Annotated in this window: 31 protein-coding genes; 6 read left to right on the forward strand and 25 right to left on the reverse strand. The window is 46.8% G+C overall.

Annotated features, from left to right (window positions below):
• Positions 1–30: 30 nt before the first annotated feature.
• Positions 31–444, forward strand: a complete 414-nt coding sequence (locus NYE68_RS12095) for a hypothetical protein (RefSeq protein ID WP_017418017.1) — start codon at positions 31–33, stop codon at positions 442–444.
• A 29-nt stretch (positions 445–473) separates the two neighbouring features.
• Here the strand turns inward: NYE68_RS12095 and NYE68_RS12100 are convergent, their stop codons facing one another.
• Complete coding sequence (locus NYE68_RS12100) at positions 474–941, reverse strand: YppG family protein (protein WP_105937586.1); 468 nt, start codon at positions 939–941, stop codon at positions 474–476.
• A 186-nt stretch (positions 942–1127) separates the two neighbouring features.
• Here NYE68_RS12100 and NYE68_RS12105 point away from each other — a divergent pair, with 186 nt between their 5' ends.
• The gene (locus NYE68_RS12105; RefSeq protein ID WP_003153532.1) at positions 1128–1310 is read left to right on the forward strand and encodes a YppF family protein; all 183 of its coding nucleotides are present in this window, start codon (positions 1128–1130) and stop codon (positions 1308–1310) included.
• A 38-nt stretch (positions 1311–1348) separates the two neighbouring features.
• On the opposite strand, the gene NYE68_RS12110 is transcribed toward NYE68_RS12105, so the two are convergent.
• Together NYE68_RS12110 and NYE68_RS12115 are read right to left on the reverse strand one after the other, a co-directional pair.
• Positions 1349–1717, reverse strand: a complete 369-nt coding sequence (locus tag NYE68_RS12110; protein ID WP_061862317.1) for a YppE family protein — start codon at positions 1715–1717, stop codon at positions 1349–1351.
• Between the two features lie 45 nt (positions 1718–1762).
• Positions 1763–2008 (reverse strand): DUF5446 family protein, encoded by a 246-nt coding sequence (locus tag NYE68_RS12115; protein ID WP_014418233.1) that lies wholly within the window; start codon positions 2006–2008, stop codon positions 1763–1765.
• A gap of 205 nt (positions 2009–2213) precedes the next feature.
• Here NYE68_RS12115 and sspM point away from each other — a divergent pair, with 205 nt between their 5' ends.
• Entirely contained in the window at positions 2214–2318 is a 105-nt protein-coding gene (gene sspM, locus NYE68_RS12120; protein WP_003153525.1) for an acid-soluble spore protein SspM, read from the forward strand.
• Positions 2319–2361: 43 nt separating this feature from the next.
• On the opposite strand, the gene NYE68_RS12125 is transcribed toward sspM, so the two are convergent.
• A complete protein-coding gene (locus tag NYE68_RS12125; protein ID WP_031304204.1) occupies positions 2362–3324 on the reverse strand; it encodes a DUF2515 domain-containing protein in 963 nt (320 codons plus the stop codon).
• 41 nt (positions 3325–3365) lie between these two features.
• Here NYE68_RS12125 and recU point away from each other — a divergent pair, with 41 nt between their 5' ends.
• Both recU and NYE68_RS12135 read left to right on the forward strand, forming a co-directional pair.
• Entirely contained in the window at positions 3366–3974 is a 609-nt protein-coding gene (recU, locus tag NYE68_RS12130; RefSeq protein WP_031304205.1) for a Holliday junction resolvase RecU, read from the forward strand.
• A 38-nt stretch (positions 3975–4012) separates the two neighbouring features.
• On the forward strand, positions 4013–6796 hold the full coding sequence (locus NYE68_RS12135) for a PBP1A family penicillin-binding protein (protein WP_324636761.1): 2784 nt from the start codon (positions 4013–4015) through the stop codon (positions 6794–6796).
• Positions 6797–6873: 77 nt separating this feature from the next.
• Here NYE68_RS12135 and NYE68_RS12140 read toward each other — a convergent pair whose 3' ends face one another.
• The 18 genes from NYE68_RS12140 to NYE68_RS12225 form a co-directional block, all read right to left on the reverse strand.
• Entirely contained in the window at positions 6874–7365 is a 492-nt protein-coding gene (locus NYE68_RS12140) for a YpoC family protein (RefSeq protein ID WP_061046661.1), read from the reverse strand.
• Positions 7362–8021, reverse strand: a complete 660-nt coding sequence (gene nth, locus NYE68_RS12145; protein ID WP_063094937.1) for an endonuclease III — start codon at positions 8019–8021, stop codon at positions 7362–7364. The genes NYE68_RS12140 and nth overlap by 4 nt, the downstream gene beginning before the upstream one ends.
• A gap of 18 nt (positions 8022–8039) precedes the next feature.
• Positions 8040–8738, reverse strand: a complete 699-nt coding sequence (dnaD, locus tag NYE68_RS12150; RefSeq protein ID WP_003153516.1) for a DNA replication protein DnaD — start codon at positions 8736–8738, stop codon at positions 8040–8042.
• A gap of 94 nt (positions 8739–8832) precedes the next feature.
• Entirely contained in the window at positions 8833–10125 is a 1293-nt protein-coding gene (gene asnS, locus NYE68_RS12155) for an asparagine--tRNA ligase (RefSeq protein WP_012117840.1), read from the reverse strand.
• Between the two features lie 134 nt (positions 10126–10259).
• Complete coding sequence (locus NYE68_RS12160) at positions 10260–11441, reverse strand: pyridoxal phosphate-dependent aminotransferase (protein WP_020955983.1); 1182 nt, start codon at positions 11439–11441, stop codon at positions 10260–10262.
• A 22-nt stretch (positions 11442–11463) separates the two neighbouring features.
• Positions 11464–11949, reverse strand: coding sequence for a cell wall elongation/penicillin-binding protein regulator TseB (gene tseB, locus NYE68_RS12165; RefSeq protein WP_007409483.1), 486 nt, complete (start codon positions 11947–11949; stop codon positions 11464–11466).
• Positions 11950–11958: 9 nt separating this feature from the next.
• Positions 11959–12129, reverse strand: coding sequence for a YpmA family protein (locus NYE68_RS12170; protein ID WP_003153512.1), 171 nt, complete (start codon positions 12127–12129; stop codon positions 11959–11961).
• A gap of 147 nt (positions 12130–12276) precedes the next feature.
• Complete coding sequence (gene dinG, locus NYE68_RS12175; RefSeq protein WP_324636756.1) at positions 12277–15063, reverse strand: ATP-dependent DNA helicase DinG; 2787 nt, start codon at positions 15061–15063, stop codon at positions 12277–12279.
• A 121-nt stretch (positions 15064–15184) separates the two neighbouring features.
• Positions 15185–15568 carry an aspartate 1-decarboxylase gene (gene panD, locus NYE68_RS12180; protein ID WP_003153510.1) on the reverse strand — a complete coding sequence of 128 codons (384 nt, stop codon included), beginning with the start codon at positions 15566–15568 and terminating at the stop codon, positions 15185–15187.
• 1 nt (position 15569) lies between these two features.
• Positions 15570–16430, reverse strand: coding sequence for a pantoate--beta-alanine ligase (gene panC, locus NYE68_RS12185; protein ID WP_012117844.1), 861 nt, complete (start codon positions 16428–16430; stop codon positions 15570–15572).
• A 3-nt stretch (positions 16431–16433) separates the two neighbouring features.
• Positions 16434–17267 carry a 3-methyl-2-oxobutanoate hydroxymethyltransferase gene (gene panB / locus NYE68_RS12190; protein WP_007409480.1) on the reverse strand — a complete coding sequence of 278 codons (834 nt, stop codon included), beginning with the start codon at positions 17265–17267 and terminating at the stop codon, positions 16434–16436.
• 244 nt (positions 17268–17511) lie between these two features.
• Positions 17512–18489 carry a biotin--[acetyl-CoA-carboxylase] ligase gene (locus NYE68_RS12195; RefSeq protein ID WP_163069093.1) on the reverse strand — a complete coding sequence of 326 codons (978 nt, stop codon included), beginning with the start codon at positions 18487–18489 and terminating at the stop codon, positions 17512–17514.
• Entirely contained in the window at positions 18474–19664 is a 1191-nt protein-coding gene (locus NYE68_RS12200) for a CCA tRNA nucleotidyltransferase (protein WP_324636755.1), read from the reverse strand. Before NYE68_RS12200 ends, NYE68_RS12195 begins: the two co-directional genes overlap by 16 nt.
• Positions 19665–19668: 4 nt before the next feature.
• Positions 19669–20802, reverse strand: a complete 1134-nt coding sequence (gene bshA, locus NYE68_RS12205) for an N-acetyl-alpha-D-glucosaminyl L-malate synthase BshA (protein WP_324636754.1) — start codon at positions 20800–20802, stop codon at positions 19669–19671.
• Positions 20799–21512, reverse strand: coding sequence for a bacillithiol biosynthesis deacetylase BshB1 (gene bshB1, locus NYE68_RS12210; protein WP_324636753.1), 714 nt, complete (start codon positions 21510–21512; stop codon positions 20799–20801). Before bshB1 ends, bshA begins: the two co-directional genes overlap by 4 nt.
• A complete protein-coding gene (gene mgsA / locus NYE68_RS12215) occupies positions 21505–21918 on the reverse strand; it encodes a methylglyoxal synthase (protein ID WP_003153499.1) in 414 nt (137 codons plus the stop codon). The genes bshB1 and mgsA overlap by 8 nt, the downstream gene beginning before the upstream one ends.
• A 23-nt stretch (positions 21919–21941) precedes the next feature.
• Positions 21942–22745 (reverse strand): 4-hydroxy-tetrahydrodipicolinate reductase, encoded by an 804-nt coding sequence (gene dapB / locus NYE68_RS12220; RefSeq protein ID WP_003153497.1) that lies wholly within the window; start codon positions 22743–22745, stop codon positions 21942–21944.
• An 8-nt stretch (positions 22746–22753) separates the two neighbouring features.
• Positions 22754–23089 (reverse strand): nucleotide pyrophosphohydrolase, encoded by a 336-nt coding sequence (locus tag NYE68_RS12225; RefSeq protein WP_003153495.1) that lies wholly within the window; start codon positions 23087–23089, stop codon positions 22754–22756.
• A 142-nt stretch (positions 23090–23231) separates the two neighbouring features.
• On the opposite strand from NYE68_RS12225, the gene NYE68_RS12230 reads away from it, so the two are divergent.
• On the forward strand, positions 23232–24104 hold the full coding sequence (locus tag NYE68_RS12230; RefSeq protein ID WP_003153493.1) for a YitT family protein: 873 nt from the start codon (positions 23232–23234) through the stop codon (positions 24102–24104).
• Positions 24105–24127: 23 nt separating this feature from the next.
• Here NYE68_RS12230 and NYE68_RS12235 read toward each other — a convergent pair whose 3' ends face one another.
• The 3 genes from NYE68_RS12235 to NYE68_RS12245 form a co-directional block, all read right to left on the reverse strand.
• Positions 24128–25303: an oxalate decarboxylase family bicupin gene (locus NYE68_RS12235; protein ID WP_020955992.1), complete on the reverse strand. Its 1176-nt coding sequence runs from the start codon at positions 25301–25303 to the stop codon at positions 24128–24130.
• A gap of 29 nt (positions 25304–25332) precedes the next feature.
• Entirely contained in the window at positions 25333–26115 is a 783-nt protein-coding gene (gene ypjB / locus NYE68_RS12240; protein WP_324636752.1) for a sporulation protein YpjB, read from the reverse strand.
• Positions 26116–26182: 67 nt separating this feature from the next.
• Entirely contained in the window at positions 26183–26776 is a 594-nt protein-coding gene (locus tag NYE68_RS12245) for a DUF1405 domain-containing protein (protein ID WP_015240097.1), read from the reverse strand.
• Positions 26777–26788: the final 12 nt, after the last annotated feature.

Here is a 26788-nt window from a genome sequence, read left to right on the forward strand (position 1 = left end):
ATAGTCTGTTTGTAAAAAGGCGGTGGTCATATGGATCAATCACAAAACGATAAACTTGATCCGCAAAGAAATGAGGACATCATCAGCCATGCGATGGACCAATTTTTTCACTCAGGTCCCTTCGCAGAATTGATGCAGGGTTTTCAACACCTTGTCAATTCGGCTTTTACTGAAGCGCAAGTGACGATTGACGTCAGAGAAGAGCCGACGGGCCTCGCGGTTGATATCAGCGTTCCCGAGACATTCCGTGACGGGGATATGCTGGTGGAAACGAAAGGGTGCTACCTTCACGTTACAATCCGCTACGATCATAAACAGGCTCATTCATCCCACGTGTCTTCAAGCATGACAAGAACCGTTGTCCTCCCGTATAAGGTGAGTGAAGAAGATATGGAAACATCCTGGAATGAACAGACGCTTACCCTCTTTTTCCCTAAAAAATAAGCATGAATGATGGATATCATTCATGCTTTTTATTTGAAGATACTGGTGAGGCCTTTCACCAGCGATCCGACCTGATTTACGGCGCTTACCATCTGCCCCGTTGTATCCATCATTTTATTAAAGTCAAACTGTCCGTTCGTTTTTTTAAACTGGGAGAGTATGCCTGAGAATTGGGAAGACTGCTGCTGATTCGGTCTGGGAACAGGGTAAGGATTCACAAACCCCGGCTGCCCCCCGGGCATGGCTGCCTGAGGAGGAGGGGGAGCAAACGGCTGCTGCATATGACCGTATTCCTGATTCGGATAAAATTGCTGCGGGTACTGCCCTTGCTGTTGATATGGCGGCGGCTGCAATGGCTGTATCTGCTGCGGATACGGCGGCTGTAATGACTGTATCTGCTGCGGACTCGGCTGCTGTAATGGCTGTATCTGCTGCGGGTAGAAATATCCCGCCGGCTGCTGGTACATATTTTGATAGGGCTGCGCTCTCCATTGCATATGACATTCCCCCTTGTCTCTCACTAAGTTTCTGCTATATATGTATGAATTCCGCCTTGGTTATGTGCTTTCGGAGATTCTGATCTTTGTCAAATGCTGTCGAAAGTCTTAATTTTTTAAAAACAGAAAAAAGTCGAATCGTTATGTTACCATAATCTCAACATACATGAGAGGGGATGCACCATTATGAACGTATCATACTTAAGAAAGCGTTTTGCTGAAGTGAAAAAATATGAAACAGATTGTGCAGATAAACTGATGGACTTTGCAAAATTCCTCTATATTCAAGGCCATCTCACCGCAACCGAATTTCGAAACAGTATGAAGGTTCTCGAAGCAAGTGGAGCAGAAAACCCGGCGTATGAATAACATACCCGACCCCTTTATATAAAAGAAGGCAGCCGTTTTCAGCTGCCTTCTTTTTCAATTTCATCCCTTAATATACGAAGCGTATATAAAACAGATTCAGTTAAATCCCTGTATCTTTTTTTATGAATATGATGAACATATGATTGGAGCATCAGCTCTCCGAAATTTTCTGTAACGGCCTGAATTTGTGCGTGATGAACGTATTTCGGACGGTTTTCCTGAATAAACGCAAGCGCTGCTTTAGTCCAAAGCGCGCAAAGCCGGTCTCTTTTTTCAACATCGGGTTTAATAATCTCAAAAAAATCATATGAACGGCCGGACTCTTTTCCATCCTGATATCTTTTTTCGGCTTCAAGAACCGCCTCTATCATTAGTTCTGTCAGCTCCAATAACGACTGTGTCTGCAAACGGACTCACCTCAGTACATATGGTACCAAAGTTTTTGCATAAAATCAGCTGATCCGGCAGGCTCTCGGCAAATCCTTTTTACGCCGGTCAGCCAAAAACAGGTCATCAATACAAACATGAAGCTCCCGCGCCTCTTCCTCAAGGCGGGAAAGTTTCTCCTGTCTGATTTCTTCAGCTTCCGCCTGACAGGATCTGACTGCTTGGGTAAGCGTTTTTTCAGCAGCAGAAATCCGGATTTCAATATCAGAAAGCAGACGGAGAATATCAGCCTTGCTCGTGTAAACAGACATTCATGTTCCTCCCTTTTATCACTTGCGTCTCTTTAGAATATAATTCTCGTTTTCATACCGCTCTCCTCTGCACATGACAAAACTAGAAGCAGTTCGGCAAACAAACAGAGATTATCCTAAAAGGCGTGCCTTTCGACAAAAAAGTGCCGCAAACTTTGTATGAACCGGCACGTTAATGCAAACGATACAGTTGAGGAGGTGCCGTATGAAAACGAGACCGAAAAATGCAGGTAAACAGCAAAAAACCGAAGCAAAAACGACTGATACGCTTGATAAAAAATTAGGCGGCCCAAACCGCCCTTCCACGTAACACATCAGCAGCCCGAAACCCCAGCGAACGGTTTCGGGCTTTTTCATTTCTTCAGCCACTCTTTCACCGCGAAGAGCGCATGGAGCTCCCGTCTTTTCTGGAAGTACCAGTCCGTCAGTTCAAGCTGTTTCGGCATTTTCTCCTGTAAGAAAGCCCCTTTTCTTAACCTTTTTTGAAACCAATCCGCCCTTGCGCCGTCTAATGGGTGGGCAACAATGGGATAGGTTGTCCTCAGCATCGGTGATGTTCTTTTTTTGATGCCGATCATTTTCTCCATATCAAAGCGCGAACCGGTATGAGGAACGGTATCAAGAAAACGGTAAAAAGAAGCGTGCAGATCAGGACTGAACAGAAGGCGGGCCAGCTGTTTCCCGAGCGTAATTCTTTCTTCGGTTTTCGAAAACCGTTTGACGGAAATTCCGTATAAATGTCCGTCACATGAAGGGAATACCACCGTATTAAAGTGAAACCAATCACTTAAATAAAAAGGAATCGTGCCAAAAACATTCTTTTTAAACGAAGGATTTTGTATAATAGGTGCTTGGATAGTGTTTTGTTCATTTATAATAAGAGCATACATGAGCCGTTCCGTATCTCCGTCACGCCAAAAGCGGAACCATTCTTCCTGCATAAAAGCCGAGACGCGGAAATGAGGAAGATGACGGAAAAGAGGTTCGCCGATTTGTTTTGACCACTGGTAGACCAGAAGCTGAGGATAGGCATCAGAAAAAATCAGCCAATTCGCCCTTTCATACGAAAGGAAAAACCAGTTTTTCTGACTGCTGTCAAGACCCTCCTGATAAAGGATGCCTCTTAGATCAGTCATCGACCAGCCCGCATTGCGGGACACAAAGGATGCCAAAAGCGGCCACTTGATCTCAGGATGGCGGTCATAATATGCTTTATAGGCATTCGTCCGGGAAATATTATCGGCATTTTTTATTTTCGTCTCTTTTTCGATCAGGCGAAGAATGGCGGTTACGGTCTGTCGTTTATGCACGTTCATTCACTTCCGTCACTATTAGTTTGATAAGGAGGATGGAAAAAGTGATTCGGTACCCGAATGGAAAAACTTTTCAGCCGAACAAAACGGTTTCATCCCAAAACAGCCAGAAACGGTCCCATTCATACAGTAATCGCGGCATGACCCTCGAAGACGACCTGAATGAAACGAATAAGTATTATCTGGCTAACCAAATTGCTGTCATTCACAAAAAGCCGACACCCGTCCAGATTGTAAACGTCCACTATCCGAAAAGAAGCGCCGCAGTCATTAAGGAAGCTTATTTTAAACAGTCTTCAACAACTGACTACAACGGCATTTATAAAGGACGCTACATTGATTTTGAGGCAAAAGAAACAAAAAACAAAACGGCATTTCCCCTGCAGAATTTTCATGATCATCAGATTGAACATATGAAGCAGGTGGTCAGGCAAGACGGCATTTGTTTTGTTATTATATCCGCTTTCGGAAAGGTTTATTTCCTCGAAGCCGACAAGCTGTTTGTCTTTTGGGACAGAAAGGAGAACAATGGCAGAAAATCGATTCGCAAAGACGAATTAGAAGATGCTTCCTTTCCGATTTCCCTTGGATACTCACCGAGAATTGATTATATTAGTATTATTGAACAGCTTTATTTTTCGCAGGAACAGTAGACTGAGCGAAAGGTTGATAAACGAAAGGTTGAGATGTTATGTCAGATCAATTTATGAGCCGTGAAGAACGCCGTAAGGCAAGGCAGACGAAAAGCACTAAGCCCTCTTCACCGAAAAAAGGCAAGAAACAGCGTAAAGGCGGTTTATTCAAAAAGATTGTGCTGTCCTTGGTTATTCTGTTTGTCCTTGGCATAGTCGGCGGAGCGGCGGCATTTGCCGTTTTGGTTTCCGGCGCGCCGTCTTTGGACGAAGCCAAGCTGAAAACGCCTTACTCTTCAACGATTTACGATAAAAACGGCAAAGAAATCGCGGAAGTGGGCGGCGAAAAACGAACCTACGTCCCGATTAAGGATATACCCGATGTTGTGAAAGAAGCATTTATCGCAACTGAAGACGCCCGTTTTTATAAGCACCACGGTATAGACCCGATCCGGATCGGAGGCGCCTTGGTCGCCAACTTTACGGATGGATTCGGTTCAGAGGGAGGAAGCACAATCACCCAGCAGGTTGTGAAAAACTCGCTTTTGACCCATCAGAAAACGATTAAACGGAAAGCACAGGAAGTGTGGCTTTCACTGCAGCTGGAGCGCCATTATTCTAAAGATGAAATCTTAGAAATGTATTTAAACAGAATTTATTTCTCACCGCGCGCCTATGGCGTCGGTAAAGCGGCTGAAGAATTCTTCGGCGTAAAAGATTTGAGCAAGCTTACGGTTGAACAGGCGGCGACGCTTGCCGGAATGCCGCAAAGCCCGACCGGATATAACCCGGTTAAAAATCCGAAGGCTTCCGAAAAACGCCGAAACATTGTTCTCAGCTTAATGGAAAAGCAAGGATTCATTTCAAATTCTGAATACCAAAAAGCGAAGAAAGTGTCCATGAAAGATGAAGGCGTCGTCAGCCAAAAGGAATACGATAAAAAGGACACAAATAAATACAGCGCTTTTGTTGAAGAAGTTATGAAAGAAATTGAGACAAAAGAAAAGAAAGACGTCGATATTTCAACTGACGGACTGAAAATTTATACGACTCTTGATACGAAAGCACAAGATTATCTTGATCAATTGATGAACGGCGACACAGCCGGATTTACCGAAGGCATGCAGGGCGGCGTCACGCTCCTTGATACGACAAACGGAGAAATCCGCGCCATCGGAGCAGGACGGAACAGAACTACCGGGGGATTCAATTATGCAACACAAGGTAAAACCCAGCCCGGTTCAACGATAAAACCGATTCTGGATTACGGCCCGGTCATTGAAAATAAAAAATGGTCGACGTATGAGCAGATTGATGATTCGGCTTATACGTACTCTGACGGCACACCGATTCACGACTACGACAATAAATACAGAAATATGATATCAATGCGAGAGGCCCTCTCAGACTCGCGTAATATTCCGGCTCTGAAAGCATATCAAGCAGCCGGTAAAGATAATGCCGTCGACTTCGCAAATGACTTAGGACTAGGATTAAACAAAGAGAGTGTAACCGAATCTTATTCGATCGGAGGATTTGGTCAGGATAACCGCGGTGTATCTACTATGACAATGGCGGGCGCCTACAGCGCTTTCGGAAATAACGGAACGTACAATGAACCGCATGCGGTCACATCGATTGAATTTAATGACGGCACTAAGCTTGATTTAACACCGAAACCGAAAAGTGCTATGAGCGATTACACGGCATTCATGATTACCGATATGCTCAAAACAGTCGTGCAGTCAGGAACAGGCAGACTAGCTCAAGTACCGAACGTGGAAGTCGCCGGTAAAACGGGTACCACTAACTTTACTAAAGAGGACATTCAAAAATATAATATCGCACAAGGCGGAGTCCCAGACTCATGGTTTGTCGGATACACCCCTCAATATACAGCAGCGGTTTGGACCGGAGTTGAGTCTGGCAACAAAGCAGGTAAGAAATCACTGTCTTCTGCTGACCAGCAAGTCGCAAAACGGATTTTCCAAAAGCTGATCTCATACGTTGATGACGGTAAAGGAAGCTTCAAGCAGCCTGACAGCGTCGTCAAAGAAACGGTTGAGAAAGGCTCGAATCCTGCCGCTTTAGCCGGACCGAATACACCGGATGATAAAAAAGTGACGGAGTACTTCGTGAAAGGAACGCAGCCAACTGCCGTTTCTAAAACGTACACGAAAGAAAAAGCCGATAAACCGACAGGATTGCAAGTGAAATACGACAAAGATAAAAAATCATTAACCTTAAGCTGGGATTATGACGGTGATGCAACATTCAATGTCAAACAATCCGTTGACGGCGGAAGCTATAGTGACATTCAAAACAGTTCGGCAAAAGAAGCCGTCGTCTCAGATGTCACGCCAGGCTCCACATACAGCTTCCAGGTGACAGCGGAAAACGATGACGGAAAAAGCGATACGGCATCAGCATCTTTCAAAGTCCCGAAAGATGAAGAAGACGATGCAGATAAAGATAAAGCGACTGACGATGAACAGAAGTCTGATGAAGATAAAGATAAAGACAAGACGCAAACCGATGATTCAAACACAGATGACAATCAGACAGATACGTCTGACGGATCGGATCAAACACCCACTGATGACTCAGATAAAAATCAGGATCAATCCGATAAGGATCAAACAGATAACAACAATCAGAATCAGCCCGGTAACGGGACCGATAACAACGGACAGCAAGATAACGGCTCTGATAATGATTCCGATTCCGGTTCAGACGGCTCAAACAAACCTGACAGCGGTCAAACGGACAAAAACCAAGACTCATCTTCAAATATCAACGGGCAGTCCAATTCGTCAACCATCCAGTCAAATTCCGTTCATTAGCGGACGAAATCCTTCACCTCAAACAGGTGAAGGATTTTTTTCATTCAAAAAAACCTCCTTATGAGAAAAGGAGGTTTTTAACCTTTGTTCATGGCTTCATATTTATGATATTGTTTCTTCATCTCCGTCATCAATTCATCAAGCTGAATAAACGAGTGATATTGAGTCGGTTTTGTTAAAATAAACGCCATTCGCTCCGCCCAATTGATCGGTTCGGCGGGAAAATGCTTTGTTTCAAGCACAGTCCAGTCGAGTGATGTAACCCGCTCCCCTGCCGTCCAGTGAAAAGCGGCAATCAAACAGGCAATTCCCTTCAGCATGTCATTTTGATCACATCTCGATTTTCTTGTTTGAAAAACGGGAAGCAGCGTTTCTTTCGTTTCGTTCCAAATCTGAAACAGAAACGGGACATATTCGCCCCTTTCCCTCCATGGCTGCACTGTTGGCTGACCGCTGAAATCCATATACAGCGGATGGCGGCGCAGCGCCGTTTTGATCTCGAGGCTTTCCAAGTCCGTAAGACTGCGCAGGTATGTTTCATAGCCTGTCAGAATGTCAATCGCCGTCACCGTCTCACCAGCCCTTTTTTGTCACGCTTCTGCCCTTCTCTGCATAGCGGAAGCAAAGGGCATTCCGCACAGCGGGGAGATTGCGCTTTACAATGATACCTGCCGAAAAATATTAATCTGTGATGCGTAACAGACCAATCCTCTTTCGGCACTTTTTTCATTAATGTTTTCTCTACTTCCAAAACAGAGTCCTTCCAGCGGCAGATACCGAGCCGTTTAGAGACCCGCTCCACATGAGTGTCTACTGCGATCGCAGGTACGCCGAAAGCAACAGAAACGACCACATTTGCCGTTTTCCGTCCGACACCCGGCAGATTCACAAGCTCATCCCGGTCTTTCGGCACTTCTCCGCCGTACTCTTCGATGATCATTTTGCTCAGCTTTTGAATATTTTTGGCTTTATTACGGTACAGGCCGATTGATTTAATATCCTGCTGGAGTTCTTCCAGCGATACGGCAAGATAATCTTCGGGCCGTTTATATTTTTGAAATAGCGTTTTTGTCACTCTGTTGACGAGAGCATCCGTACATTGCGCGGATAATGCGACTGCCACAACCAATTCGAAAGGATTTGAATGGACAAGTTCACATTCTGCGTGCGGAAACATATCGCCGATTTTTTCAAGACAATATTCAATCTGCTTTAAATTTAACACGTTTCTCCCCTTCTCATGTTATTGTTCCAGCCAATTGTAAAAAGGCACCTGCCTCGTATACTCTTTTTGCGGATCATTTTGTTTTGTTTGAACACGCCGGAATTTTTGGCTGTGCGCCTTCGCCTGCTCAACCGTTTTGAAGCCGTTCTTTTTCCATTCAAATAAAATCCTGTCAATATAGCGAAAACTGAGTTTTCCCGATAAAACGGCTTCTTTTAAGGCGTGTTTAATCAGAATCGCATCATGCTGATCCTGATCCTGCCATATGGCCAGCGTCTCGCATTCAAGCGGCGACAGCGGTCTTCCGAACTCTTCTTCAAAGATGGTATACAGGCTTTTTTGTTCTCTTTCTGACGTTCTTTCCTGCGTTTCATTTTGAGAATGCTGCATGTAATCATACAGCTTCGCCCATAACGGCTGCAGAGAATATTTTTCAAACTTTATGCCGTTATGGTCTTCACATTCTTCAATAAACAGAAAACCTTTTTGAATAAACATTCTCAGGCAGCTTGTACATTCTTCAGCAGAGATGGACATGCCTGACTGAAGTTCAAACGGCGTCGGAAAATAAGAGCCCTTTTCCAAATGCATTTTAATCTTCAAAAGCAGGATCAATTCGGTTTCATTCAGCCCGAGCTGCCGGTAATGTGTCAGCAGCAGGTTGGGAATGCTTGAAATGCCGAGTTCCTGCATATCTATAAATTGCTGTTTTTTCATCCTTACACCTCTTACTGTAAAAGGTTATCTCCGGGAGCTTTCCCCTTTACTTAGAAAAAGTCTCCCTTGCAGGAGACTTCGTTTTTCATAACTATTACGGATACAGACGGTTCAGAAGTCTCGGGAACGGAATCGTTTCACGCACGTGAGGCGCTCCGCTGATCCAAGCCACTGTCCGCTCAAGTCCGAGGCCGAAGCCGGAGTGCGGAACAGAACCGTATTGTCTGAGTTCAGCATACCATTTGTAAGCATCTGAATCCAGACCGTGTTCTTTTAATCTTTCTTCCAATAAATCCATATCATGAACGCGTTCTGAACCGCCGATGATTTCCCCGTAGCCTTCCGGAGCGATTAAGTCGGCACATAACACGACATCGTCACGATCTTTGGCAGGCTGCATATAAAACGGTTTTAATGACGTCGGGTAATGAGTGATAAACACCGGTTTGTCATAGCTTTCTGCGATCGCTGTTTCATGCGGCGCACCGAAGTCATCTCCCCACTCAATATCGTCAAAGCCTTTTTCTTTCAGGAATTCGATCGCTTTATCGTACGTAATGCGCGGGAATGGCGCTTTGATTTGTTCAAGCTTCGATGTGTCTCTACCTAATGTGTTCAGCTCGATCTTACAATGTTCCAGCACACTTTGTACGATGTATGCAACATAATTCTCCTGAACTTCAAGGTTTTCTTCAAATTCAACAAATGCCATTTCAGGCTCAATCATCCAGAATTCGATGAGATGGCGTTTCGTTTTCGATTTTTCCGCTCTGAACGTCGGTCCGAAAGAGAATACTTTTCCGAGCGCCATTGCAGCTGCTTCCATATACAGCTGGCCGCTTTGAGACAAGAAGGCGTCTTCATCAAAATATTTTGTCGCGAAGAGCTCAGTCGTGCCTTCCGGAGCGCTTCCCGTCAAAATCGGCGGATCAACTTTCACGAAGCCTTCTTTGTTGAAAAATTCATAAGTCGCACGGATGATTTCGTTGCGGATTTTCATAATTGCGTGCTGGCGTTTCGAACGGAGCCATAAATGTCTGTGATCCATTAAGAATTCCGTACCGTGCTCTTTAGGCGTAATCGGATAATCAGTCGCTTCGTGAATGACTTCAATGGATGTAACAGCAAGCTCATAGCCAAGCGGTGAACGCTCGTCCTCTTTCACAATTCCTTTTACATAAAGTGACGTTTCCTGCGTCACTGATTTTGCGATTTGGAAGATGTCTTCTTCTACTTCAGCTTTGACGACAACTCCCTGAATGAAGCCGGTACCGTCTCTCAGCTGTAAAAATGCGATTTTACCGCTTGAGCGTTTATTAGCGACCCAAGCTCCAATCATTACTTCCTCGCCTGTGTGTTTATACACTTGGTTGATTGTTGTTTTCAAACTCTTTCCCTCCAGAACAAGAAAGACATTCAGGAATCTGCCTGAATCTCTTTTTTCATCACTTTATTATACCCGTTCTACTCTAACGGGGTCAATGCAAGTGAAAAGCGGCTTTAAAAGCCGCTTTTTCAGAATCAGCTGTGTTTTTCCGTGAAGCGGCGGATTCTTTCGACCGCTTCTTCTAAAAGATCGAGTGACGTTGCGTAAGATAAACGGACGTTGTCCGGTGAGCCGAAGCCCGAGCCCGGCACGACGGCGACTTTTTCTTCTTCCAGAAGCGCCTTGACGTATTCATCGACATCTTTGAATCCGCAGTTTTCTGCGGCCGCTTTGGCGTTAGGGAACAAGTAAAACGCCCCTTCAGGTTTGACACAGGTGAATCCGGGAATTTCACTGAGCTGAGCGTAAATGGTGTTCAGTCTGTGCTCAAATGCCTGTCTCATCTCTTCCAGCGGCTCAGCCGGCCCGTTATAGGCCGCAATAGCGCCGTATTGAGCGATAGATGTCGGATTTGATGTGCTGTGGCTCGCAAGGCTCGTCATCGCTTTAATAATCGTCTCCGATCCCGCCGCATAGCCGATCCTCCAGCCCGTCATGCTGTGAGATTTCGACACGCCGTTAATGATGATCGTCTGCTCTTTCAATTCATCTGAAAGCTGTGCGATTGAGACGTGTTTTTTTCCTCCGTATGTAAGCTTCTCATAAATCTCGTCGGAAACGATCAGAATGCCATGCTCCAGACACACTTTTCCGAGTTCCGCAAGCTCTTCTTTCGTATACATAACACCTGTCGGGTTGCTCGGTGAATTGATAATGAGCGCTTTTGTTTTCTCGGTGATAGCCTGCTTCAGCTGCTCCGGTGAAATTTTAAACTGATTGGATTCCAGCCCTTCTGCATAGACGGGACGCCCCCCTGCCAGTTTCACCTGCTCAGGGTAGCTGACCCAGTAAGGAGTCGGTATAATCACTTCGTCCCCTTCATCGAGAATAACCTGAAATAATGTATACAGAGCGTGTTTCGCTCCGGTGCAGACAATGATTTCTGACGGCTTATATTCAATCCCCTGGTCGTTTTTGAATTTTTTTGCGATACTGTCTTTCAGCGCCGGCAGACCGCCTGATGGCGTATATTTCGTATGGCCTTCATTCATGGAACGCACCGCGGCATCTATAATGTGCTGAGGCGTATTAAAATCCGGTTCTCCTGCTCCGAGGCCGATGACATCATGGCCTTCTGCTTTCAGCTCTTTCGCTTTTGCAGTAATTGCAAGTGTTGCAGACGGTGTTAATGCGGATACTCTTTTTGCCAATTTCAACTTGAACTCCCCCTAATACGTCTCACGGTGTGATGTTTTTGAGAATCTTGCCGCTTGTAAAGTCCACATAACTAAAGCTATACTGCCCGCTTTTGTTGATATAGGTCACTTCCCATAACGGAACATTGTTTTCTCTCGCCGGGTGAACGCCATTCAGCTTGGAAACAAGCCCTTCGTCCCGAACGATCTTGGCAGCCTTGCCGCTTGAAATGCCGTCACTGGCTTTTTTTGAGAGAATTTTTGCTTTTTTGTCGGCCGGAACCCATACATACATATCTTTTCCATGTTTATCCGTTCCGGTAACAACATAATATTTCTGTTTGCCGACAAAGGTCTCCACTTTCTCAGCATCTGTCAGATCCGTTTTTTCTTTAGCGGCTGCGGCAGCTGTTTCGTGGCCTTCTTCTTTTTGAGCCATTGCAGATTTAAAAATGCTGGCCGAAAATAAAAGCACTGCTAAAAAAATAATACCAAATACGGCTGTAAATATTAATGCTTTTTTTCTCATCTTTTTCACCTATGTGCGATAAATGGTGAAGACCGCTTCATTTTGATTTTCTTCGTCGAGCGCAAGGCCGAACATCAGATTGTCCCGTTTCAAAGTCCGGTTTAATGTATCGACGATTTTATATAAATCATCTGAATGCTCCACATTAATCGTTGACAGAATTTCAATTTTGCTTTCCATTTTTATACCCTCCATCGGTCGAACAAATTTTGTTAGTCATAACGGGATGCGCCCGCGGCATAATAAAATCACAAGGCGGCATGAACCCGCTTTTACTATAAAAACAATTCCTCATCCCACACCACGAAAGCCGCGTTTATGCGGCTTTTATTCCGTTTGGCTGACATAAGCCCCGAGTTCGGCATCCGTCAGCTCTAAAAGGGATGAAGTCGGGAGCGCTTCAAGAAACAGCCGTCCGTATCCCGCCGTCTTTACACGCTGATCTAAAAGAACGATCGTTCCCTTGTCTCCCGCCGTACGGAGCAGGCGCCCGATCCCCTGTCTGAACGTTAACACGGCCTCAGGCAGGGAAATCGTCTGAAACGGATTTTTCCCCTGCTTCTTGGCAAATTCGCATTTTGCGGCGTGAAGCGGATTGTCAGGCGCCCTGAAAGGAAGTCTTGCGATCATGACGGTTGACAATTCATCCCCCGGAAAATCAACGCCTTCCCAGAAATGATTCGTCCCGAGCAAAATCGCCCGGCTTGCCGTTTTAAAGGTTTTCATTAATTTACCGGGACTCCCGCCCGAAATACCTTGGGCGAGAAGCTGAATGCCTGATATCTCCATACTGAGTTTCAGTTCCTGATACACTTTTTTCAGCATATCATGAGACGTAAACAGGACAAGGATCTTCGGCTGTTTTCCCTTTGACATGATTTCTGCATACTTGGCAATATGCTCAATGACTTCCCGCTCCCCGTCATATTTAACGGATTTCATCTCTTTCGGAATGATGACGTTCATCTGATCATCGTAAGAAAAAGGAGACGGGATGCTTTTGGTGCGCGGATAAAAATCCGCAAGTCCGAGCCTTTCAATCATAAATTGAAAAGAATGCTCCACCATTAAGGTCGCTGATGTGAGCACAACGCTTTTTTTGCGGGCGAAAAACTGGTCTGCCAGCATTTCACCGGGCTCCAAAGGCTGCGCATAGATACTGACGGCATTTTTTGCGCCCTTCGCGTCAATTTCAACCCAAACGGCTTCTTTCTCATCATTTTCAAACAGCAGCCTGCTGAACGTATCGCGATATTCTTTCAGCCCCCTGATACACTTTACATATTCGGCCGCTAAAAAAGCTGCTCCGCTTTTCATCTGATCAAGCTTTTGATGTAACAGTTTCTCCTGTACTGAAAACATGTCAAGCAGCTGATCCAGCATCGCACAAAGCCGCTCCGCTCCGTCCGTTATCATGTGAAACCCTTTATCCTGGCTTTTATGATTGAGACTATAGACGAGACGGTTCGAATCGTCTTTAGGTTTTCTTCGTTTGACAAAAGAATGCACCGAACTGAAAAATGCGTCGCTTTCCGATTGAATATGCTTCATCCACTCATCGGCGTCAAAAAAACTTTCCGCCGGCAGTTCATACGTATAAAACAGTTTTCTCATCCGCTTTAACAGTCCGTGTTCCTTTAAGGTGCCGATTCGGCTGAGCTTTGTGTGCAGTCCGATGTATGAAGCTCTCTTCCCCAGGTGCTCGCTGGCGGCGCGTTCGAAATGATGCGCTTCATCAATGATGACCGTTCCGCTTGCAGGCAGTTTTTTCGTTTCACTGCTTTGATCTGAAAACAGCAAAGCATGGTTTGTGATAATCAGATCTGCGGCCTGCGCTTTTTCTTTAGCCCGTTCATAAAACCCGGCAGCCGAGTCCTTCCCTTTTTTAAAAAAAGAATTCTCATCGTAAGCCATGCGCTCCCACAGCAATCTGCCGCCTGATGGAAGATTCAGCTCAGCGGCGTCGCCCGTTTCAGTCTCCGTCAGCCAGACGAGAAGCTGCGCTTTCGTCAAAACCGCATCATAGTTGTCATCTTCCTCATGCAGAATATGTTCAAACTTAGGCAGGCACAGATAATGTGATTTCCCTTTTAAAATAGCGGCTTTGACCGACCAAGGAAACATACGCTCCAAAAGCGGAAGATCTTTAGACATGATCTGCTGCTGCAAAAGAGTAGAGTACGTGCTGATAATCACGGGAGTTTGCTCCGCTTTGGCAAATAAAACAGCCGGAGCGAGATAACCGATCGTTTTTCCGATGCCGGGTGCCGCTTCAATCAGCGCATGCTCCCGATTGCGGAAGGCGCCAAGCACTTCATCCATCATCGAAAGCTGCCCTGTCCGTTTTTCATAGCGGGGGATGATGCCGGATAAGATCTGTTCTTTTTCTTCGTTCCACTTTTCAAGGTCAATGGCCGCATTCACCGGACGGGAAACCGGAATGTGATCGGGCTCTTTAATTGAAAAAGAGGCGTATGGAATGCAGCTCTTTTCTTCCGCCGGCCTGCTTTCATGTATAAAAGAATCCAAAAGCAGCGTCAAATCGCTGATAAAATGCTGTGAAAGCCTTCTAAGCTGCTTTAATGTCGGTAAAGGCAAATGTTTCAGTTTATGTAAAATGTCTAAAAAGACCAGTCCCGTAACCTCCGCATCGCTGTCTGCGCGGTGAGGTCGGTCATGAACAATATTTAGCTCCGCGCACAACTCACCGAGCTTATATCCTTCAAACCCCGGGAAAACAATACGTGAAAGCTCAACCGTATCAAGCACTTCACAATCCGGCAGCTCATAGCCCGCTTCGCTCAGTTCATACCGGACAAATCCGAGGTCGAAATGAATATTGTGGGCAACAAAATACGCGCCGTCAAGCAGATGAAAAATCTCCTCTGCGACCGCTTCAAACGGCAGTTCATTTTCAACCATTCCGGACGAAATTCCGGTCAGCTGTTCAATAAACGGCGGGATGGCCTGATTCGGATTGATATATTTTGAAAACCGCTCAGTTATTTGTCCATTTTCAATGACAACCGCTGCGATTTGAATGATTTTATCGCCCTTTTTCGGCGAATTTCCTGTTGTTTCGACATCTATGACAACGAACCGTTGTTTGTTCATTAAAATGGACACCTCAATTCTTGCATACGAGAAAAGTGTAACACGTTTTGTTGAGAAATGGAGCGGAAAAACAGCTTTTGCCCCTAAATCTTAAAAGAAAACCCCCATGAAGGGGGCTCTTTTACAAAATCGTGTGTGCCGGCTCCTGGCCCAGCATCTGCTCGATTTTATTCTGATCATCCAGTACGGCCACCTTCGGCTGATGGCTTTTTGCTTCCTGATCAGACATCATTTGATAAGAAATAATAATGACTTTATCTCCTTCTTGGACGAGACGGGCGGCAGCTCCGTTTAAACAGATGACGCCGCTCCCCCGCTTACCGGGAATAATATACGTTTCAAGTCTCGCTCCGTTGTTATTATTCACAATCTGAACTTTTTCATTAGCGAGCATTCCGACGGCATCTAAAAGATCTTCATCAATCGTAATACTGCCGACATAGTTTAAATTGGCTTCCGTCACGGTAGCGCGGTGCAGTTTTCCGGCCATCATAGTGCGGTACATATTATGATCTCTCCCATTCATCAATATCAATAATGATATTATCAATCAGTCTGGCTTTAGAAAATTGGACGGCGCAGGCCAGAATGACCTTGCCGTTTAATGTTTTAAGCGGAGTCAGCTCCGGATAAGCGTACAGTTCGGCATAATCAATGACGCCGCTTGTGTTTTCGATGATATCGGTGACGGTTTTTATGACGGTTTCCGGATTTCTTTCACCGTCTCTGATCAGTTCGGCACCTTGCTGCAATGCTTTATAGATCATCGGCGCTTCTTTGCGTTCCTGCTCAGTCAGATAGACGTTGCGAGAGCTTTTGGCAAGTCCGTCTTCTTCTCTGACCGTGTCCACTGCAACCAATTCGATATCCATAAAGAAATCCTCAATCAATCCGTCCACAACCGCTGCCTGCTGGGCATCTTTCAGGCCGAAGTAGGCGCGGGTCGGTTTAACGAGATTGAAAAACTTCGTCAGCACAGTGGCCACTCCGTCAAAATGGCCGACGCGGGAGGCGCCGCACAACACGTCAGTTCTCCTTTTCACTTGCACGGCAACATTTTGCTCGCCTTTATACATGTCACTTGGAGACGGCGTAAACAAAACATCCGCCCCCGCCTGTTCTGCAAGCCGGGCATCGCGCTTTAAATCCCGCGGATATGCTTCGTAATCCTCGCCCGGTCCGAATTGAGTCGGATTGACAAAGATGCTCATCACGACAATATCGTTTTCTTTGCTTGCTTTTTCAACCAGCGTCAGGTGCCCTTCATGAAGAAAACCCATTGTCGGGACGAATCCGATCGTCCGGCCTTCTGAGCGGTATTGTGCAATCAATTCTTTCAGCTGTTGAGTTTCTGTCAGTTGTTTCATCGCTTACTTTCCTCCGTACAAGCCTTGCAGCACAGTTTGGTTTATCTGAAAGGAATGCTTTTCTTCCGGGAAAACCCGTTCTTTCACATCACGGACATAATCACTGAGGGCCGACTCAATCGTGCCGTCGATTTTGGCGTATTGCTTCACGAACTTCGGTGTTCTGTCCACGCCGTGGCCGACGACGTCATGATAGACAAGGACTTGGCCGTCCGCTTTTGAACCGGCTCCGATTCCGATGACGGGAATGGATACTTCTTCTTTTATTTTAGCAGTCAGTTCAGCAGGCACGCATTCAAGCACGAGCATCATCGCTCCCGCCTGCTCGCATTTGATGCTGTCTTCAATGAGCTTTTTCGCGCTTTGCTCATCTTTTCCCTGCACTTTATATCCGCCTAATACGCCGACAGACTGCGGTGTAAGGCCTAAATGGCTGACGACGGGAATTCCGCCGAGAGTCAGCGCGCGGATGGATTCGAAAACGCCGTCTCCGCCTTCCAGCTTTAACGCGTCCGCGCCGCTTTCCTGAATAATGGCCGCGGCGTTTTTCAATGTATCCTCTTTTGAAAGGTGGTAAGACATAAACGGCATGTCAGTTACGATAAACGTATTTTTCGCACCGCGTTTTACCGCTTTTGTATGGTGAATCATGTCACTGACCGTTACGCCGACTGTTGAATCGAGTCCGAGCACGACCATTCCGAGCGAATCCCCGACTAAAATCATGTCGACTCCCGCCTGTTCCGCAAGCTTTGCCTGCGGATAATCGTAAGCGGTGAGCATCACGATCGGCTCTCCGTTTTCCTTCATTTTCATGAAATCCAGTTTTGTTTTCATTCTGTTTCTCCTCCTCTAAACGGTGAGGAGATGAGCCGCCAATTCTTCGCAAGCAAAAAAGCCTTCTGTAAAATAAGAAGGATTCCCACTTGTTTAACGTTCGGCGAATGTCATCCCTCTGTCCCAGTCCTTTTTTGGATCAAGGCAGACTTTTCGTAATCTCTGTTCTGCTGATCAGGTGCAGTTCATTATGATACTGCCCATAGGAAGTATACCAAATTCACGAGGCTTGTACCAACTAAGATTAATTGAGCTCAATATCGGCAGAATAGATCTTCTTTATGCCGTCTTTCGTTTCCAAGAGAAGAACTCCCTCATCATCAATGCCGAGCGATTTCCCGTAAAACGTCCCTTGCAGCGTTCTCGCTCTGAGCTCGTTCCCCAGTCCGACCGCATAGCTTTCCCATAGCAGCTTGATCGGTGTAAAGCCGTGGTTCAAGTAATCCTGATAGCGTTTTTCAAAAGTCAGCAGAATCTCTTGTATCAGACCCGCTCTGTCAATTTTTTCGCCAGCTTCCATGCTGAGGCTTGTCGCAATGTCCTGAAGCTCTCCGGGAAAATCGGCTTCCTGCTGGTTCACGTTGATGCCGATCCCGAGAATAACCGAACGGACACGGTCTTCTTCCGCCTGCAGCTCAGTTAAAATCCCGACGGCTTTTTTGCCGTGAATCATTAAATCATTCGGCCATTTAATGGCGGGCTGTACACCTGTAAAAGCCTCGATGGCCTGTACGACCGCAACGGCGGATAACAGGGTGAGCTGCGGCGTTTTTTGCAAAGGAACGTCGGGTCTCAGAATGAGGCTCATCCAAATCCCGTTTCCCTCCTGTGAATGCCATACTCTGGCCATTCTTCCTCTGCCTTCCGTTTGTTTATCGGCGACTACGAGCGTCCCTTCCGGCGCGCCGTCATTGGCAAGTTCATGAGCGGTTTTTTGGGTGGACGGCAGGACGTCCCGGTAATGAAGCTGTTTGCCCAAAACCTCTGTTTTCAGCCCGAAACGGATTTCGGACTCACTGAGTTTCCCCGGTTTTTTAATGAGCCTGTACCCTTTTCGTCTGACCGCCTCAACCTCATAGCCCTCTTTGCGGAGCTCCTCTATATGTTTCCAAACGGCGGTTCTCGAGCAGCCGAGCGCGTCACTTATTTTTTGCCCGGAGATAAAGCCGTCACCCGCCTCAGAAAATAAATCAATTAATCGGGTTCTTAATGTTGATCCCATGATGCGAGCCACTCCTTTAGGTCATGTTTTCGGTTAGGGAGCTTCCCTGCCAATACCGCTTCTTCGATCCGGCGAAGTTCTTCGGCCACCCATTTACCCGCGCGGCGGTTTCTGAGCTCCATCAGATCAGCGCCTGAAATGTCGAGGTCTCGAAGGCTTTTGATCGGCAGCTGCTCATACAGGCTCTGAACCTCTTTCAGCTTTTGTTCATCAATCGTCTTATGCTTTTTCAGCATCTCGATTTTAACGGTTGAAAACAGCGCCTCTCCCGCCCGGTACATCGCTTCCGCTTCCAGCTGCGCCGGATAAACGCTTATGATCTGCACCGCTTTTTTTATGACTTTTCCCGGCAGTTTCCATTGTTTTAAAAACGCCTCGGCGCTTTTCGGACAAAGACCGAGAAACAATAACAGCGCTGCCCAGCGTTCTTCGCGTGCATCTAAAGAAGAAAACGGAAAGCCGCTCGCTTCCAGCATTTGCTGCTCATAACCGGAAAGGCCGGGCAGCTCTTGTATCAGACCTGTCTGCACCATCGTTTGAATCGCTTCTTGTGAGGAAGCGCCCTGCAGCAGCTTTTCAAACTCGGCGGTCTTTCGTTCTACTGATACATGTGCCAAAAGCTCCCTGTCTTTTATGACGGCCTCTCTTGTTTCTTTTTCTAACAGAAAGCCGAGCTGACTCATAAAGCGGACGGCTCTCATCATCCGCAGAGCGTCTTCCCGAAAACGGTCTTCAGGATTACCCACCGTACGGATCAGCTTTTGTCCGATATCATGTGCGCCTCCGAAATAATCAAGCAGCTCTCCTTCGGCAGACATCGCCATCGCATTAATCGTTAAGTCTCTCCGCTTTAAGTCTTCTGATAAAGAAGTAATGAACCGCACAGCTTCAGGGCGCCGGTAGTCCTTATATTCTGATTCGGCACGAAAAGTGGTGACTTCATAGGTTTCATCTTCCCACAAGACGATGACGGTGCCGTGCTCTTTTCCTACATCGACAGTCCGCTTAAAGAGACGCTCCACCTCATTCGGCGAAGCGCTGGTTGCGATGTCCACATCACCTATTTTTCGTTTCATATAGCTGTCTCTGACGGCTCCCCCGACAAAGTACGCCTGATGGCCCGCCTTCATCAGATGATGAAGGATGGGGAGGGCTTTGACAAATTCCTGTTCCATAAGATCACTCCGGTCCTGCCAATTCGTCATAAATCCGTTCATACTGACTGACGATTCTTTGCGAAGAAAAGGCGGTCTCCACCTTTTTCAGCGCATGATCAGTCAATCGTTTGCTGAGCTGTTTATCTTCTAAAACGGCAAGCGCTTTTTCAGATGCCGCCTGAATATCGCCGACTTCCACCAGAAAACCGCTTACTTGATCTTTAATCACTTCCGGGATGCCGCCGATATTTGTTCCGATGCACGGCACGCCGCAGGCCATCGCTTCAAGGAGGACGAGTCCGAAACTTTCTTTTTCAGAAAGAAGGAGCTTAAGGTCACTGATGGAATACAGCTCTTCCACCCTGTCCTGATTTCCGAGGAGCAGCACTTGATCTTGCAGTCCGTATTTTTCGACAAGCTGCCAAGCGACGCACTTTTCCGGTCCGTCGCCGACAAGCAGGAGCTTCGCCTTTGTTTTGGCTGCGATATTACGGAAAACGCGGATGACATCTTTAACACGTTTTACTTTTCTGAAGTTCGAAACATGGATGACGACCTTTTCATCCGGCAAAATGCCATGTTTCTCTTTTATACTCTCTGTATTTTTCTTAAGATAAACACGTTCATCAATAAAGTTGTAGATGGTCTCAATTTTTTTATCCGGCTTGATTAAGTCATATGTTTCTCCGGCAAGCGCGGTTGATACCGCCGTCACTCTGTCGGACGCTTCGATGGCAAAACGGATTAAATCTTTTAATGACGGATCATATCCTAAAACGGTGATGTCCGTACCGTGAAGCGTCGTCACGATGCCGATGTCGCGCTTGAGCATCTGTTTGGCGAGATAAGCACATACCGCATGCGGCAGCGCATAGTGCGCGTGAATGATATCAAGATTTTCCCTCGCGGCAACCTCGGCGATTTTGCTCGCCAGCGTAAGGTCATAAGGCGGATATTTAAATACCGCGTATTGGTTGACTTCCACCTCATGAAAATGAATATTCGGATGATATGTATTTAATCTGAACGGGATGCTTGATGTGATGAAATGAACCTGGTGCCCTTTTTCCGCAAGCAGCTTGCCGAGTTCCGTCGCAATAATACCCGAGCCTCCGACACTCGGGTAGCATGTAATCCCTATTTTTAATGGTCTCATTGTCCGCCCCCAAAAACATCATCATTCAAAACGGGAATCTGTTTTGAAAAGAAGCCTTCGGCATACCCCGTCCCGGCTTCTTTGCCATACAGTCTTTCCCGCGCTTCCACCATTTCGATATAACCGTTGGTCAGCGGTGTGTTCACTGACTGCGCCGTAGGAATAAACTGGCTTTGATAGGCGTGCAGGCTTTCTTTTTTCAGATCGATGGTTTCCGTTATGTCGATTACAAAGTCCGGACGGTGAAACCCGTTGATCATATAATAGTATACGCGCTGTGCCTTATGAGCCGGCAGTTCCTGGTGATCTCTGTATTTATGAATTCCCGCCGAGAACACCGCTTCTTCGACCAAAGCCGCCGCATTGCCGTGGTCAGGATGGCGGTCTTTCGGATAAGGCATGAAAACGGTTTTCGGCCGGCAGGCTCTGATGACACTGACAATCCGGCGGATGCCGTCCTCACTTTTCAAAAGCCCGCGGTCGGGAAGCGTAAGCTGGATTCTCTCTTTTACGCCGAGAATCCGGGCCGCCTTTGCCGCTTCTTCTTTTCTTATCCCTACCGTTCCGTTGGATGATAGTTCGGCCTCGGTCAAATCGCATATCACCGCGGTTTTTCCTTGAGCCGTAAATTTTGCGATCGTGCCGCCCATACCGATCTCGACATCATCACTATGGGCGCCGAACGCCAGAATATCAACGTGTTCAGACATTCGGCTCTCCTCCGCGCACAAGATTGCGGAAATCAAATGCCCCGCCGTCCAGCGTCCGGACGAGGATTTCCGCTGTTCCCATATTTGTGGCGAGCGGGATCGCGTATACGTCACACAGCCGGATCAACGCCGAGACATCCGGTTCGTGAGGCTGCGCAGTTAACGGATCGCGCAGAAAAATGACAAGATCCAGGGCATTTGCCGCAATCAATGCGCCGATTTGCTGATCTCCGCCGAGCGGGCCGGATTGAAAACGTTCAACGGACAATCCGGTCGCTTCCTGGATTTTCAGGCCTGTCGTACCTGTCGCGTATAACTCATGATGGCTCAGTATATCTTTATATGCGGTCGTAAACTGAACCATATCCTGCTTTTTCTTATCGTGAGCAATCAAAGCGATTTTCATTTGATGTTCTCCCCCTTGCCGATTCAGTCGATAATATTTTCGAGTCCGTATACAAGCTGGTCGATTTTCATCACTTGCTCCACTGACAGCTTCACTCCTGACATAAAGGAAGCCCGGTTATAGGAGTCATGGCGCAGTTTCAGCGTCTGGCCGTCCATGCCGAACATGACTTCCTGGTGGGCGATAAGGCCCGGCAGACGCACGCTGTGAAGGCGGATGCCGTTTAATTCAGCACCGCGGGCGCCCGGCAGAATTTCTTTTTCATCAGGATGGCCCTGCTGCTTTTCTGTACGGACGCTTGAGATCATTTCCGCTGTTTTCAGCGCCGTTCCGCTCGGGGCATCCAGCTTTTGATCATGATGAAGCTCAATGATTTCTACATCTTCAAAATAGTTGGCGGCCATTTGTGAGAACTTCATCATCAGCACCGCGCCCAATGCAAAGTTCGGAGCGATGATGGCGCCGATTCCTTTTTCTTCAGTCAAGGCTTGAAGCTCCTCTAAATCCGCTTCAGAAAATCCGGTCGTTCCCACAACGGGGCGGACGCCGTGTTCAAGAGCGGCTTTCGTATGTTTTTTGCCGATTTCAGGCGTTGTCAAATCGATCAGCACATCCGGTTTTGTTTCTTGGAAACATGCGCGGATATCCGTATAAATAAGAGCGTCTGAATCAGCTGACATCACTTCCCGCAATGTTTGCTGATCGTATGTATGGTCAATGGCGCCGACAAGCTCAAAATGAGGCGTGCGGACGGCAAGTTTTACGGCCTCCTGGCCCATTCTGCCTCTCGGTCCGGCAATGACGACTTTAATGGTTTCATTTGACATGGTTTCTCCTACTTTCCTTCTTCTTTTCTAGTCCAGCGGTCTTTATCACGTGTATTAAATTTATGCATGACGCGGTTATGAGCTTCCTCCAATGAAATATCAAGGGAGTTGGCGAGGCAGATCAGGACGAACAGCACATCGCCCATTTCCTCTTCCATGCTTTTCTCATTTTCCGTCGTTTTCTTCGGCTTTTCCCCATAATAATGGTTGACTTCTCTTGCAAGTTCGCCCAGTTCTTCCGTGAGACGGGCCATCATGGCAAGCGGGCTGAAATAGCCTTCTTTGAATTGGCCGATATATTCATCGACCTCAGCTTGTAAGTCTTTCATCGTTTTGTCACTCACTGTGCGAATACCTCCTGTCATCTCTTCCATGTTAGCTAATTCAAGTACATTTGACAAATGTTAAAAACGACAGTTTGCTGTTTTCTTTTGTATCCACTATAATATTTACGCAATCTTATGGAAGGAAAAGGGGTTTGATGCAATGCTTGGAGAAATCAGAATTAAAAACATTTGCTTTATTTTAATCGGTGCCGCTGTTTTTTCATTCGGACTGGTTCACTTTAATATGCAGAACAATTTGGCGGAAGGCGGATTTACCGGCATTACGCTGCTTTTATATGCGTTATTCCACATCAGCCCTTCTATTTCCAACCTGGTATTGAACATTCCTATCTTTTTCATCGGCTGGCGTATGCTCGGCCGGACGATGTTTGTCTATACCCTGATCGGCACCGTCTCTCTTTCTGTTTTTCTGAGTGTTTTTCAGCGTTACGAAATTCATATGCCGCTGTCGCATGATTTAGCGCTGGCCGCCTTATTCGCCGGTGTATTTATCGGCGCGGGTCTCGGCATTATTTTTAAATACGGCGGCACGACGGGCGGGGTCGATATCATCGCCAGGCTGATCAACAAATTTTTCGGAATTCCGATGGGCCGGACGATGTTTGCCTTTGACGCCTGTGTCATTCTGCTTTCTTTGTTTACGTATCTTTCTTACAAGGAAGCGATGTACACGCTTGTAGCCGTTTTTGTCGCTGCGAGATTGATTGATTTTATCCAGGAAGGCGGCTATGCCGCAAAAGGGGCAACGATTATTTCTTCGAAAAACGATTTGATCCAGCAAAAAATCATTGAAGAGATGGAGCGCGGCGTCACTGTTTTAAAAGGACAGGGGTCATATACAAAAGAAGACAGGGACGTTCTTTACTGCGTCGTTCCGAAAAACGAAATTGTGCTTTTGAAAAGCGTCATCACTTCCGTTGACCCGCACGCCTTTGTTGCAGTAAGCGACGTTCATGATGTGCTCGGCGAAGGATTTACGCTTGATGAAAATAAAAATCCGATCAGACGATAATAAAAAGGCGGCTTTTGCCGCCTTTACTGTTTGTGTTTCCATTTGACAACCGGTGATTTTTTCTTTTTCAATCGGCGGGCGAATGCCGGACTGACATTGAGCGTCTGCTCGACGAAGCGCTGCGGCGTCAGTGCCAGCCATTGGTTTAAAGAGACATCTTCAAAACGGTCGCTTTTGAAGATTTCCAGAAAGCGAAGCACGGTGTCACCGGTATTCTGAACATAATGTCCCATTGCAAAAGGAACATATCCTACGTCACCCGCTTGATAGTTAAATGTCCGCGCTCTTCCCTCCGCCGCAAACACCGTCATTTTCGCTTCTCCTGAAAGATAATACTGCCACTCGTCCGTATTCGGATGCCAATGCAATTCTCTCATGCCTCCGGGTTCGACTTCCACGAGAGCTGCGGCAATCGTTTTTGACACCTTAAACGTTTTTGAATCGACAATCTTTACTCTTCCCCCGCTGGTAACAAGGGGCTCCTGCCGGGAAAGCTTGTAGCTGAACGGCTCCAAAACGGTGCCTTCCGGGGAAGAAACTGCTGCCTTTTCAATCGGGGGAGGCGGTTCCAGCTGGAACATGTAACGCTCTTTCTTGTGAATGTAGGCCAAGTCATATCCGGGAACACCGAAGTTCGCCTCCAGCACGCTGCGCGGGGTATGGGCAAACCAGTCCGTTACTGAAAAGGTGCTGTTTTCTGAAAAAGAGCCGTCATCAAAGACGAGCAAAAACTCACTGCCCTGCTCTAATCCTTGAATGGAATGAGGAATGCCGGAAGGAAAATACCACAGATCCCCTTCACTTACGTTGTCAATAAAATTCCTTCCATTTTGATCGACCGCAGTTAAACGGACTCCTCCGTTAATCACATATCCCCATTCGGCTTCTTTATGCCAATGAAGCTCCCGCACAGCTCCCGGCTTCAGTCTCATGTTCACCGCCGCGATGTTTTTGGATACCGGCAGTTCCCTGACCGTCACCTCTCTGGACCATCCGCCGTCTTCAAGCCTCATATGCGTATCAGAAAATGAGAATTTTAAGTTTTGAACCGTTCCTGCATCCGTTGAAGGCGGAACGAGCATGTCAGGATTCTGGAAGTCACGCGCGAGGTTTCGCGGTCCTTCGTCAGTCGCCCCTTTTCTGCCTCTGATCGGCTGCGGGAGGTGTTTTGAAGCCAATTGCTGGATGAGTTTTTTCACTGGCTTAGCTCCTTTACAGCAATTTGTGTTTATTTAGACTTAGGATACTCACGCTTTTTCTCTTTCTTTTTTTCCGCTCTGTATTTTCGGTAGCCGACATATGTCAGCGCAGTAATAATGATACCGCCAGTTGTCAGAATGACCCAGAGCAGCGAAGGGTCAGCGTCATCCCGCTCTACCTTGTCAAAAACCCGCTTTAAATCCTGCTGCAGGAGCGTCAGACGCTCAAGCTTTGTTCCTTTTGTCATCTGCTGAAACCCGTCCTGCTCAATCACCTCGATATGTTTCGTCACCGTATCAAGCTGGCCGGCCGACACATCCATTGTCAGGCTGGGATAAATTAAATCATATAATGATATAAATTCATTCCACTTTTCATTGAAATTTTCACTTCCGTTTCCGCTGACATCTTCTTTTAAGGCGCTGAATGTCGCCATAATCGGTCTTTCAAGCGAACCCCACAGCGGATCGGAGTGGTCTTCCATCGCATCCATTACCAACCTGAACTGGGCGGCTGCCCGGATTTTTTCGGTATCTGAGGCGTCTGCCTGTTTTAGAACGCGCACTAAATCATTGAAACCCAGAGTCACCTGCCTGACTTCGGCGCCGCTCAGTGAGTTTACGTGTGTCATTTTTTTCTTAAAGTAGCCAAGCACTTGCAGAGCCTCATCATACTGCGAATGCCGCGTCATTTGGAAAACGGTATCCGAAAGGTCGTTCAGTTCCTTGAGACCGCCCTCATCTTCAGCTTTGGCAGTTGTGATGAAACACATAAGAGCAAGTAAAAGACAGATCGTCAGCTTTCGTTTCATAGAGGTCCCTCCCACTCCTTCTCTTTACAGAATATGAGGAGCGGGACAAGGTTAGACCAAGATTCTATCAGTGTAAGTCAAGCTTTATCCGTCTTTTAGAAATCACCAAATAGTATGCAAGGCCGAGTGAAAATATGCTCAGCCAGAATGTAGCATAGCCGATCTCTTGCATATAGTCATTGAGCATTGAGTAGCGGGGCATCATGCCGAAAAGATAATCAATGACATCATTATGAAGCGTCCAAACAGCAGCAACGGCAAGATGCCTTAACCGGAACCGAAAATACGGGCTGTATAAAACGCCTTGAACGGCCATGGCAAAATGTGAAGCAATCAGCATGTACCCTTCCCAAGGCATCTGCCCCATTTTGACCAGCACAAAGACATTCATTCCGACCGCCCACAGCCCGTATTTTACAAGGGTTACAAGAGCCAGCGCTTCAAACAGCGGCGCGTTTCTTCCCATAAGAAATGCCAGAAGCACGAACAGGAAGAAAAACGTCGCCGTCGGGCTGTCAGGTACAAATATCAGAAATCGGAACGGCGTGTCCGCAAGCTGAGGCACATACCAATAATAGCCGTACACCGTACCGATAAAATTAACGGCAAGAACAAGCAGAAGCATGCCGCGCAACCCTAAAAGATAAGAAATCCACCTCATACCATCAACTCT

It is taken from the genome of Bacillus sp. FSL R5-0447, from assembly GCF_038606125.1.
Classification (GTDB): domain Bacteria; phylum Bacillota; class Bacilli; order Bacillales; family Bacillaceae; genus Bacillus; species Bacillus velezensis.